This is a genomic window from Acidobacteriota bacterium (assembly GCA_026393755.1).
Classification (GTDB): domain Bacteria; phylum Acidobacteriota; class Vicinamibacteria; order Vicinamibacterales; family JAKQTR01; genus JBAXOX01.
Genome location: JAPKZO010000008.1, coordinates 18069 through 30369, shown reverse-complemented (window position 1 = coordinate 30369; position 12301 = coordinate 18069). Strand labels below are relative to the sequence as shown.

At 65.7% G+C, this 12301-nt stretch carries 9 protein-coding genes; all 9 read left to right on the top strand.

Going from position 1 to position 12301, the window contains the following annotated elements; genetic code table 11:
- Positions 1-114 precede the first annotated feature (114 nt).
- The 9 genes from NTV05_04025 (at position 115) to NTV05_03985 (ending at position 12299) form a co-directional block, all read left to right on the top strand.
- A complete protein-coding gene (locus tag NTV05_04025) occupies positions 115-2538 on the top strand; it encodes an ATP-dependent Clp protease ATP-binding subunit (protein MCX6543565.1) in 2424 nt (807 codons plus the stop codon).
- Positions 2539-2677: 139 nt separating this feature from the next.
- Positions 2678-5314, top strand: a complete 2637-nt coding sequence (locus NTV05_04020) for a BamA/TamA family outer membrane protein (GenBank protein ID MCX6543564.1) — start codon at positions 2678-2680, stop codon at positions 5312-5314.
- Between the two features lie 84 nt (positions 5315-5398).
- Positions 5399-6070 carry an OmpH family outer membrane protein gene (locus tag NTV05_04015; GenBank protein MCX6543563.1) on the top strand — a complete coding sequence of 224 codons (672 nt, stop codon included), beginning with the start codon at positions 5399-5401 and terminating at the stop codon, positions 6068-6070.
- A 1-nt stretch (position 6071) separates the two neighbouring features.
- The gene (gene lpxA / locus NTV05_04010; protein ID MCX6543562.1) at positions 6072-7346 is read left to right on the top strand and encodes an acyl-ACP--UDP-N-acetylglucosamine O-acyltransferase; all 1275 of its coding nucleotides are present in this window, start codon (positions 6072-6074) and stop codon (positions 7344-7346) included.
- Between the two features lie 10 nt (positions 7347-7356).
- Entirely contained in the window at positions 7357-8199 is an 843-nt protein-coding gene (lpxI, locus tag NTV05_04005) for a UDP-2,3-diacylglucosamine diphosphatase LpxI (protein MCX6543561.1), read from the top strand.
- Positions 8196-9143, top strand: a complete 948-nt coding sequence (locus tag NTV05_04000) for a Gfo/Idh/MocA family oxidoreductase (GenBank protein ID MCX6543560.1) — start codon at positions 8196-8198, stop codon at positions 9141-9143. The genes lpxI and NTV05_04000 overlap by 4 nt, the downstream gene beginning before the upstream one ends.
- Positions 9128-10609: a menaquinone biosynthesis decarboxylase gene (locus NTV05_03995; GenBank protein ID MCX6543559.1), complete on the top strand. Its 1482-nt coding sequence runs from the start codon at positions 9128-9130 to the stop codon at positions 10607-10609. The genes NTV05_04000 and NTV05_03995 overlap by 16 nt, the downstream gene beginning before the upstream one ends.
- Positions 10606-11511: a hypothetical protein gene (locus tag NTV05_03990; protein MCX6543558.1), complete on the top strand. Its 906-nt coding sequence runs from the start codon at positions 10606-10608 to the stop codon at positions 11509-11511. Before NTV05_03995 ends, NTV05_03990 begins: the two co-directional genes overlap by 4 nt.
- Entirely contained in the window at positions 11508-12299 is a 792-nt protein-coding gene (locus tag NTV05_03985) for a menaquinone biosynthesis protein (protein ID MCX6543557.1), read from the top strand. The genes NTV05_03990 and NTV05_03985 overlap by 4 nt, the downstream gene beginning before the upstream one ends.
- Positions 12300-12301: the final 2 nt, after the last annotated feature.

Sequence of the window (12301 nt, the reverse complement as noted above, 5' to 3'; positions counted from 1 at the left end):
TAATCAATTCTGGGCGAAAATCACTCCCGGGGTGATGACGGGTGGTCGAACTCACTCCGGGAGTGATTTTCGCCGCGGAGTGATGACTTGGCACGTGGTGACGCAGGGGTCCGGATGTTCGAACGATACACGGAACGAGCCCGGCGGGTACTGTTCTTCGCCCGCTACGAGGCGAGCCAGCTTGGCAGTGTCTCCATCGAGACCGAACACCTGCTGCTCGGGCTGATCCGCGAGGGCAAAGGTCTCACCAGCCGTCTCTTCTCCCGCGCCCACGTGTCGCTCGATTCGATTCGAAAGGAAGTCGAGGGCCGGACGGTGTTCCGGGAGAAGGTGTCGACATCGGTCGAGATCCCCTTCAGCGTCGAAACGAAGCGGACTCTGCAGTACGCGGTCGAGGAAGCCGACCGCCTGCTGCACAACTACATCGGCACCGAGCACCTGCTCCTGGGGATCCTGCACGAAGATCGCTCGCTGGCGGCGTCCATCCTGCTGGACAAGGGCATGCGCCTGAGCGTCGTGCGCGAAGACATCGTGGTGCTGCTCAGCGAGAGGACGGTGGCGCCGAGAACGAAGGAGACCCCGCTGCTGGCCGAGTTCAGCCGCGACCTGACCGAGGCCGCGTCCAGGGACCTGCTCGATCCGCTCGTCGGGCGCGACGAAGAACTCGAGCGCATTCAACAGGTGCTCTGCCGGCGCACGAAGAACAATGCCGTCCTGATCGGCGAGCCCGGCGTCGGCAAGACGGCGATCGTCGAAGGGCTGGCCCAGAAGATCGTGGCCAGCGAAGTGCCGCGCTACCTGGCCGACAAGCGCATCGTGGCGCTGGACATCTCGCTGGTGGTGGCCGGCACGAAGTACCGGGGTCAGTTCGAAGAACGCCTCAAGGCGATCATGAAGGAGCTGACCGACAGCCCGAACATCATCGTGTTCATCGACGAACTGCACACGCTGGTCGGGGCGGGTTCGGCCGAAGGGTCGCTCGACGCCGCCAACATCCTCAAGCCCGCGCTGTCGCGCGGCGAGATCCGGTGCATCGGCGCCACCACGCCGGCCGACTACCGGAAGTACATCGAGAAGGATCGGTCGCTCGAGCGGCGGTTCCAGGGCGTCAAGGTGAACGCGCCGGACGAACAGCAGACCATCGAGATTCTCGTCGGCGTCAAGGACCGGTACGAAGCGTTTCATCACGTGGAATACACGCGCGAAGCCATCGAAGCAGCCGTCTACCAGTCGAACCGTTACATCACCGATCGGTTCCTGCCCGACAAGGCCATCGACCTGATTGACGAATCCGGCGCGCGGGTCAAGCTGCGCGATGCGGCGCTGGGCGGGCAGGGCGCCGCGGCGGCGCGAACGGTGCGGATGGCCATCGATCAGCCCGACATGACGGCTGTCGCCGTGGCGGTGCAGGAGTACGACGGCGATCAGCGGTTCGGCGACGGCGCGGGGATGCGGGAGCGCGGCGTCGACGCCAAGCCTTCCGGACGGCGCATCATCGTCGGCAAGCAGGACATCGACGAGGTCGTCTCGACGTGGACGGGCATTCCGCTCGCGTCGATCAACCAGGACGAGAGCGACAAACTCCTCCGGATGGAGGACGAACTGCACACGCGGGTGATCAGCCAGGAGAGAGCCATCTCGGCGCTCTCGCGAGCCATTCGCCGGTCTCGGGCAGGTCTGAAGAATCCGAACCGGCCGGTCGGGAGCTTCATCTTTCTCGGACCCACCGGCGTCGGCAAGACGGAACTGGCCCGGGCGCTTGCGGCGTTCCTGTTCGGCAGCGATGCGGCGCTCGTCCGTTTCGACATGTCGGAGTACATGGAAAAGCACGCCGTGTCGAAGCTGATCGGATCGCCTCCCGGCTACGTCGGGCACGACGAGGGCGGCCAGCTGACCGAACGGATCAAGCGCAATCCGTACTCGGTCGTCCTGCTCGACGAGATCGAAAAGGCCCATCCGGACCTGCTCAACATCCTGCTCCAGGTGTTCGAAGACGGCAATCTGACCGACGGGCTCGGGACCCGGGTCAACTTCAAGAACGCGATCATCATCATGACGTCGAACATCGGCGCCCGCTTCATCGAGAAGAAGGGCGCGATGGGGTTCCAGCTTTCGGATCAGCAGGACGTGCACCGGAGCGTGTCGGAGATGGTGATGAGCGAGGTGCGGCGAACCTTCAACCCGGAATTCGTCAACCGGATCGACGAGATGATCGTGTTCGACGCGCTGTCGGACGATGACCTCCGGAAGATCCTGCTGTTGCTGGTGGATCAACTGAATGCCCACCTGCTGGACAGACGGCTCCGGATCAGGCTGCAACCGGAGGTGGCCGACTGGATCATCGCGGTGACCTGCAAAGACCGCTCATACGGCGCGAGGCCGCTCCGGCGGGCGCTCCGGCGGCATATCGAGGATCCCCTTTCGGAGGAACTGATTCGGGGACACCTGCGGGGAGGCGAGATCGAGGTCTTTCTCGACGGGGATACGCTGCGCTACCGGCCCTCGGGCACGACCGACACCGGCCGGCCGCTGGCCTGAAACGTCTAAAACCTAGTAAACTAGAACGATTGCGTGGGGCAGGCCTGCCCGCGTGTGTGACGGGCCGCCGCGCGACGAACCCCACGGCCCCCGGGCGAGCGTGACAGCGAGTCGCCCCGGGTGCCAGGAAAGCGGTGCAATGTCGATTCGGACGTATGTGGCTGCGGCCATCATGCTGGGTGTCGTGGGGGCCGGTCCGGCGGGGGCGCAGCCCCCGGCTGCCGGAGCACCGGCCGCGCTGCAAGCCCAGCCCGCACTGAAGCTGCCCCCCGCCGGTTCGCCCTCGCTGCTCCGGTCCATCGAGCTGCGGTTCCCGACCCAGGGTAACGTGTCGGTGATCGAGCCGCAGACCTACCTCTATTACATCGAGACGCGGCCCAGCCGGCCGAGTGACGGGGTCTGGACGCCGTTTGACGAGAACGCCATCCTGGAGGATTTCAAGCGGCTGTGGGCGACCTCCTTTCTCGACAATATCTGGATCGAAGTCACCGATGCGCCGTACGAAAACGGCGTCGTCGGCAAGCGCGTGATCTTCAATCTCGAAGAACGCCAGCGCGTGAAGATCGTCGACTATGTCGGGTCCAAGAAGCTCGAACAGTCGAAGATCGACGAGAAGCTGCGCGACGAGAACATCCAGATCCGTCTGGACTCGTTTATCGACCCGGCGCTCATTCGCCGCGTCGAGGGGATCATCCGCGACATGTTCGCGGAGAAGGGCTATCAGTTCGCGAAAGTCGATCACGTGATCAAGGAGGTCGCCGGCGGCCCGAAGCTGGTCAACATCTCGTTCGTCATGGACGAAGGTCCGCGCGTGCGGATTCGGAGCGTCGATTTCGTCGGGAGCAAGGCGGTCAAGAGCGGCTCCCTGGCCAGGCAGATGAAGAACAACCGCAAAGTGGGGATCTTTTCGTGGATCACCCGGAGCGGCACCTACCAGGCGGCGAAATACGAAGAAGACGCGGACAAGGTTGTCGAATTCTACCGCAACAAGGGGTACGTCATGGCCCGGGTCGGCCAGCCGAGCCTGAAGTTCATCGAGGATTCGAAGGACAAAGGCACGCGGTATGTCGCCCTGCGGATTCCCGTGCAGGAAGGTGAACGATTCCGGGTCGGGGACGTGGGGTTCGACGGCAACACGGTCGTCAAGACCGAGGGCCTCAAGAGCCTCTTCAACATCAAGGCCGGCCAGTTCTACAGCGAGAAGAAGGTCAGAAAGGCGATGGACAAGGCCCGCGAACTGTACGGGTCTGTAGGCTACTTCGAGTTCACGATGTACCCGGACGTCAAGCCCCGGGGCGTGCCCGAGCCAGACGCGAATGCCGACGACCCGCTCGCGCCGCCCACACCGGCCGTCAAGCCCGCCGGTCCGCCGACCATCGACGTGACGATGCGGATCCAGGAGGGCAAGCAGTACTTCGTCAACCGGATCATCTTCACCGGCAATACGCACACACGCGACAACGTCATCCGCCGGGAAATCAGGCTGTTCGAGGGCGGCGTCTTCAACACCGAGGCGTTAAAGTACAGCGTCAAGCGCCTGAACCAGCTCGGCTACTTCAAGCAGCTCGATGGCGCCAAGGACATGTCGGTCGATAAGACGCCTGGCGCAGACAACAAGGTCGACGTCAAGCTGAAGCTCGAGGAGCAGAACCGGAACCAGATCACGTTCGGGGCCGGCGTATCGCAGTACGAGGGCGTCTTCGGCCAGTTGACGTTCCAGACGTCGAATTTTCTGGGGAAGGGCGAGACGCTGAGCGTGTCCGCGCAAAGGGGATCGAGAGCGCGCAACTACCAGCTCAGCTTCTCGGAGCCGTTCCTCTTCGACCGGCCCATCACAGTTGGCGGCGACATCCACAAGCAGGCCGTCATCTACCCGTACGCGTATACGCAGAACAACACCGGCGGCGCGGCCACGGTCGGGTTCCAGGTCGGCGCGTATGCTCGGATATTCGGCACCTACAGCTACGACCGGATTCGCGTCACCGACATCTATCCGATCTACCTGCCGCAGCCGCAGCTCCTGTTTACGCCCTCCGACGTGTACTCGTCGATGGGGCTGGAGCGCTCCCCGTTTATTGTCTCCAATGGCGAGGTGGCGGCTTCGAACCCGTACATGGCGGACTTGCTGCTGCTGAACTCGGGAGGGAAGCGGTCGATCAGCAAGGTGACCCCGAGTTACGTCTATAACTCGGTGGACAATCCCATCTTCCCCGCGGCCGGCAAGCGTCTGACCGCCTCGATGGACGTCGCCGGCGTCGGGGGCGACACGAGCTATCTCAAGCCGATGCTCGAGGGGGTCGTGTACTGGCAGCAGTCGCGGCGGTTCTCGCTCGGCGTCCGCGGGCAGTGGATTTCGGTGTTTCCGACCGGCAGCACGACGACGCTCCCCATTTTCGAGCGGCTGTTTCTGGGTGGCGAATACAGTATTCGTGGATTCGATTTGCGCACCATCGGCCCGCGCGATCCGATTACCGGCGTCGTGGTTGGCGGCGTCAAGAGCCTGCTGTTCAATGCCGAGTATTTGATTCAGATTGCAGGACCCGTTCGGCTCGTGTTGTTCTATGATGCGGGCCAGGTGGCCGACACGGGGCAGCGCATGACGGTGAACGGATTCAAGACGTCGACCGGCGGTGAGATCCGGTTCTTCATGCCGGTGTTGAATGTGCCGTTCCGTCTGATTGCCGCCTACAATCCCCAGCGCCTGGGTGTGCTCGATAACCAGCTCAGGCCGCAGAAGGCCTTCACGTTCCGGTTTGCGGTTGGCACGACGTTCTAGACTGAGAGGAATCTGGGCCGGCCGCGGCGCAGCGGTCTGCCAGGGTGCAAGCAGAGGTTACTTTTTGCGAAAGGGACAGGACGAATGAAAGCGTTTACGGTTGTCGCAGTCGTGGTGGGCGTTCTGGTCGCGGGCGTGGTCTCGGCCCAGCAGCCTCCGGTTCAACAGCCGCCGGCCAAGCCGCCGGTGGCGGCCACTCCTCAGCCGCCGCCAGCCAAGCCGGCTGCAGCAGCCCCGGCCGTCCCAACAGGTCCGGAGGCGAAGTTCCCGGAAGGCGCCAGGTTTGCCTTCGTCAACATTCAGCGCATTGCCGGCGAGTCAGCCGAAGGCAAGGCGTCAAGCGCGCGGCTCGAACAGCTCCGGGCCAAGAAGGCCAGCGACCTCAACGACAGGAACAGGCAGGTCGAGGCCTTGCAGGCCAAGCAGAAGAGCAGCGTCATGAGCGACGATGCCCGGGCGCAGACGCAGCGGGAGATCGACAAGCTGCAGGTCGAGATCCAGCGCATGACGCAGGATGCGCAGCAGGAGCTTCAGGACATGCAGAACGAACTGCAACTGGAGTTCCAGCGCAAGGTCGCGCCGGTGATCCAGCAGGTGGCGACCGAACGGTCGATCCAGATGCTGTTCAGCCAGGGCGACTCCGGCCTCGTGTGGGCGGACGCCGGTCTGGATCTGACCGCCGAAGTCATTCGCCGGTTTGACGCCGTGACGGCGGCCATGAAGCCGCCGGTCGCGCCGGCGCCGATCAAGAAGTAGCGTGGCTGCCATCGCCTCGGTCCAGTCCATCGACGTCGCGTCGGTGCTCGAACGACTCTGTCACCGCTATCCCTCGGGGTTGGTGGATGCGGTTGTCGACATCGAACCGGGGCGGCGTCTGGTGGCGACAAAGAACGTCACGGCCAACGAGCACTTCTTCTCGGGGCACTTCCCGGAGGTGCCGCTGATGCCTGGCGTGCTCATGATCGAGGCGCTCATCCAGTCGGCGACGCTGCTGCTCCTGCACGACGGCGACCAGATCCGCAACGCGCGGGTCTGGTTGCGCAGCGTGAACGTCACGAAGTTCCGGCGGCAGGTCGTGCCTGGGGACCAGGTGACGCTCGACGTCGAGGTGCGGCAGCGGCGGGGGCCGCTGGTGCGCATCGGCGCCGTGGCGCGTGTCGACGGACAGGTCGTCACCGAGAGCGGCTTTGTCCTGGCCATGGCTCCCGGCGCGGCATCCATCCATCCGACCGCGCGGGTCCACCCCGGCGCCGTGCTGGGAGAGGGCACCATTGTCGGGGCCGGCGCCAGCATCGGGGCCAACGTGCGCGTTGGCCGCAACAACCGTATCGGCGCTTCCTGCATCGTTGACGGGGCGACCGTGATCGGAGACGACAACGTCCTCTATCCGTTCGGGTCGTTCGGCTTGCCGCCGCAGGATCTGAAATACCAGGGAGAGCCGACCGCGCTCGTGATTGGCAACCAGAACGTGTTTCGCGAATTCGTGACCGTGCACCGGGGTACCGTGACCGGCCGCGGCGTCACGCGCATCGGGCACCGCAACTACCTGATGGCGTATGGGCACGTCGCGCACGACTGCCTCGTGGGCAACGACACGATTCTGTCGCACGGGACCACGCTCGGCGGCCACGTCGACGTGGACGATTTCGCCACGCTCGGCGGCTACGTCGGGATTCACCAGTTCTGTCGTGTCGGCAAGCACGCCTTCATCGGCGGATTCTCGGCCTGCACGAAGGACGTCCTGCCGTTTTCGAAGACCGTCGGCAACCGGGCGCTCATCTACGGGATGAACACGATTGGCCTGGTGCGCCGCGGGTTCACTCCGGAGACGATCCTCAAGCTCAAGGCCGCGTACAGGCTGCTGCTCCAGTCGAATCTCAACACGACGGAGGCCGTCGCGCGCATCGCTGGCGATCCCGCGCTGGACTGCCCGGAGGTCCGGTACCTGGTCGAATTCGTTCGTGGCGCAAAGCGCGGGGTTGTACTCAAGCGGGGGCGCACGCAACCCGGCGAATCATCCGGCGACCTGTAAGGGACACCTCATGCGTGTGGGCCTGATAGCCGGCAACGGGCAATTTCCGTTCCTGGTCCTGGACGCGGCGCGAGCGCTGGGCCATGCGGTCACCATCCTGGCGATCGAGAAGGAGGCGTCGCCGGAGCTGGTGACGGCCGCGGCCCGCGAACCGCGCGCCGAGCTGCACTGGGTGTCGCTCGGACAGCTCGGCAAGGCCATCGACATTCTGCGCGGCGCCGGCGTGAGCCAGGCGGTGATGGCCGGCCAGGTCAGGCACGTCAGCATCTTCTCCGGCATCGTGCCGGACCGCCTGCTGCTGTCCGCCCTGCTCAAGCTGCGTGCACGCAACACCGATGCCCTGATCGCCGCGGTGGCGCAGGTGATGCGCGAGCACGGGGTCGAACTGCTCGATTCGACCGCCTTTCTCGAGCCGCTGGTCGCCAGGCCGGGAGTGCTGACGGCCCGGCGGCTGACCGACGATGAGCAACAGGACATCACGTTCGGGTACCCGATGGCCGATCAGATCGCGGCGCTCGACATCGGCCAGACCCTGGTGGTCAAAAGCGCAGCGGTCGTGGCGGTTGAGGCGATGGAAGGCACCGACGCCGTGATCGCCCGCGCGGGCAGGCTGGCGGGTCCAGGCGCGTCGGTGATCAAGGTCGCCAAGCCCGGTCAGGACATGCGATTCGACGTGCCCGTGGTGGGCGTGGCCACGATCGAGGCGATGCGCGCGGCCGGCGCCACGGCCTTGTCGATCGATGCCGGGCGGACGCTACTGGTTGATGGCGAAGCGGTGGTTCGGGCGGCCGATGCGGCGGGCGTGGCGATCGTGGGCCGGCCAGCCGACGAGCAACCAGGGAGGCCGGCGTGAGCGAACGGATCCTGCGCGCGGCGGTGGCGGGTGTGGGCCACCTCGGCCGCCATCATGCGCGAATCCTGGCGTCGATGCCGGGTGTCACGTTGGCCGGCGTCGTGGACATCAACGGCGCGCGGGCGCGGGAGATCGCGGCGCTGTCTGGCGCGCGCGCCGTGACCGACGTGCGGGACATCCTCGACGACGTCGATCTGGTGTCGATCGCGACGCCGACCGAGGCGCATCTGGAGGTGGCCGGCCTGTGCCTCGAGCGGGGGATTCCTGTGCTCGTGGAGAAGCCGCTCGCCCGATCGGTCGGGGAATGCGATGCGATGATTCGGGCTGCGGCCCGATCGGGCGCGACGCTCGCGGTCGGCCACACCGAGCGGTTCAATCCCGCGGTGATGGCGGCACGGCCTGCCGTGGACAAGCCCGGCTTCATCGAGATCCACCGACTCGGGACCTTTCCGGCGCGCAGCCTCGACATCGATGTCGTCTTCGATCTCATGATCCACGATCTGGACCTCGTTCTGTCGATCGTGCCGTCGCCAATCGCGGCCATTGAAGCCGTGGGCGTGCCCGTCCTGACCGACCGCGCCGACATCGCCAACGCGCGCATCCGGTTCGAGTCGGGGTGCGTCGCCAACATCACGGCCAGCCGGATCAGCCGCGATCGCGTCCGCAAGATCCGCTTCTTCCAGCGCGACGCGTACATTTCAATTGACTGCGGCGCGAAAGAGGCCGAAGTGTACCGACTGATCCACCAGGAGGGCCGTCGGCCGCAGATCGAGGGCGGCCGGATCCCGGTTGTGGACAGTGAACCGTTGCGGAACGAGCTCGAAGACTTCGTGGCGGCCGTGCGCGAGCGGCGGCCACCGCTGGTTGGCGGCGTCGACGGACGCAACGCTGTGAGACTGGCCGGTCAGATCACGGAACGGATGGCGGCATGCACGATGATCTGAACAGCTTCATCGACCAGGTCGAGGCGCGCGGCTGGCTGACTCGTGTTCGGGAACCGGTCAGCCCGGACCTCGAAATCACCGCTGTTACCGACCTGGCCAGCAAGGCGCCCGGCGGAGGGCCCGCGCTGATCTTCGAGCAGCCGACGGGGTTCGACATGCCCGTCGCGGCGAACCTGTTCGGATCGCTCGAGCGGATCTGTCTGGCGCTCAACGTGTCGTCGCTCGATTCGCTCGCGCGCGAGATCGAGACGCTCATGACGCCGCTGGTGCCGACTGGCATCATCGGCGCGTTGAAGATGCTGCCGATGGTTGGCCGCCTCACCGATCTGCTGCCCAAGACGGTCAAGGATGGCCCGTGCCAGGAGGTTGTCCAGCTCGACGGCACGCTGGATCAGTTGCCCATCCTGAAGTGCTGGCCCGAGGACGGCGGACGGTACATCACGTTTCCGCTGGTGTTCACCAAGGACCCCGAAAGCGGCACGCGCAACATCGGCATGTATCGCATGCAGGTGTTCGACGGGCGCACCACGGGGATGCACTGGCAGCGGCACAAGGGCGGAGCGCAGCACCATCGGATTGCCGAACGGATGGGCCGGCGGCTCGAGGTGGCGGTGGCCCTCGGCGCGGAACCCGAGCTCTGCTACGCGGCGACCGCGCCGATGCCGGAGGGGCTGGACGAACTGCTGCTGGCCGGATTTCTGGCGCGCCGGCGGATTGAGCTGGTCAAGTGCCGGACCGTCGATCTCGAGGTGCCCGCCGAAGCGAATATCGTGCTCGAAGGGTACGTCGAGCCTGGCGAACGACGCCGCGAAGGCCCGTTCGGCGACCACACGGGTTTCTACTCTCTGGCTGACGCTTTCCCGGTCTTCCATCTGACGGCCATCACGATGCGGCGCAAGCCGATCTACCACACCACCATCGTCGGCGTTCCGCCGATGGAAGACGTGTATCTCGGGAAGGCGAGCGAGCGGATCTTCCTGCCGCTCATCCGGAAGACGATTCCCGAAATCGTCGACATGCACTTTCCGCCGGAGGGGATCTTCCACAACCTGGTTCTCATCTCGATCGACAAGCGGTATCCCGGCCATGCCCGCAAGATCATGAACGCCTGCTGGGGGCTCGGTCAGCTGATGTTCTCCAAGGTGGTTGTCGTGGTTGACAAGGATGTGAACGTGCAGGACGTCCGGGAAGTCGCCTGGGTCGTCGGCACGCACATGGATCCGCAGAGGGACATCCAGTTTACGCGCGGCCCGATGGACGACCTCGAGAACGCGTCCGATTTGCCGGCGTATGGCAGCAAGATGGGCATTGACGCGACCCGGAAGTGGCCCTCCGAGGGATTCACGCGAGAGTGGCCGACGCGAGTGGTCACGTCAGAAGCGGCGGGGGCGCGTGCGTTGGCCGTGTGGAACCGGATCGCGGGGCAGGCTGGCACCGGAGGCGGGATACGGGACGATCGCTCATGAAGGAACAGATCCAGGAGGCGGCGGCCCGAATCACCGCGGGCTACCGGTTGACCGACGAGGCCATCGGCGCGCTGGCGGAGACCCGCGATATCCTGACGCTCGGCATGCTGGCAGACGAGGCGAGACGTCTCCGGCACGGCACCGACACGACGTTTGTCCGCGTGGCGGAGGTACGGGTGCCGCTTGATGACGGCGCCCGCCTCGAGATCCCGGCTGCGGCCCGGGAAGTGAGAATATCCGACCGCACCGACTCGCTGACCACGCTGATTCCCCACGTGCGCCGCGTCGTGGCAGCGGCCGACGGCGTTCCCGTCTCCGCATTCTCGCTCGAGGCGCTCGAAGCCCAGGCGGCCATCAGCGGCCGGCGGCTGGCCGATCTGCTTGCCGCGTTGCGCGACGCAGGCGCCGATCTGATCGCCGAGGCGGCGTTGGACCAGTTGTCGCACGCCGAGCATGCGCTCGAGCAAGTCCGGAAAGCGGGGCTTGGCCTTGCGAGGCTGACCGTGCAGCACACGGCCGGCACCGCGGAGAGACTCGAGCACATCATCCGCGCGCGCGCGCTGCAGCAATCGCTCGGCTGGATCGAGAGCTTCGCGCCGCTGGGCCGGTCGTGGCCTCCCGGCGCGCCATCGACCGGATATGAGGACGTGCGGCAGGTGGCGCTGGCGCGGTTGCTCGTCGACAACATCGCGTCCATCCAGGTGGATTGGGGGCGGTACGGCCCGAAGCTCGCGCAGGTGGCGCTTACCGTTGGGGCCGACGATGTCGACGGCGTGTCGCCCGTCGATGACACGGGCGAAGGGCGCCGGCGGTCACCCCTCGAAGACATCCGACGCAACATTCTGGCGGCCGGACTGGTGCCCGTCGAACGGGACGGCGCTCGCCGGCGGGTGATGTCATGAGCGTGGTTCGCCTGGGCGCGGTGGAGTACCTCAATGCGCGGCCGCTCGTGTATGGGCTCGATCGGCTCAAAGAGCGGTTCAGTCTGCGTTTCGATGTGCCGGCCAGATGCGCCGCCCTTCTGCACGAGCGTGAGGTGGACCTCGGCATCGTTCCCTCGATCGAGTACTTGAGGGGAGGCCCGTACCTCGCGGTGCCGGGCGTGGCGATCGGATCGGAAGGTCCGATTGCATCGGTCGCGATGTTCTCCCGGCGTCCGGCGGCCGACATCCGTACGCTGGCGGTCGATACGAGCTCGCGGACGTCGGTCGCCCTGTTGCAGATTCTGTGCGCGCGTCACTTCCGGATTGCGCCGGAGATGCGGCCCATGCTGCCCGACCCGGAACACATGCTCCACGAATGTGACGCGGCGCTCATCATCGGCGACAGGGCGCTGTTGTTCGACCACGTGGCCGCCGGCGTGGAGAAGATCGACTTGGGCGAGGCGTGGACCGCGTACTCAGGCTTTCCGTTCGTGTACGCGTTCTGGGTGGGACATGTGGGGGCGATCGGGCCGGAGGACATCGATCGACTGGTCGCGGCGGGGCTGGCCGGAGCCGATCATCCTGACGCGATCGCCGAAGGCTACTTCGCGGCGATGCCTGCGTGGGTGGAGCGCGGTGCGCGCTACCTTCGCGATAATGTGAAATTCGAGTTTGGCGAACGACAGCTGGCCGGGCTGACGCGGTTCTATCACGAAGCCGCGGAGCTTGGACTGGTGCCGGAGTTCCGGGCGCCGCGGTTCTACTAGAC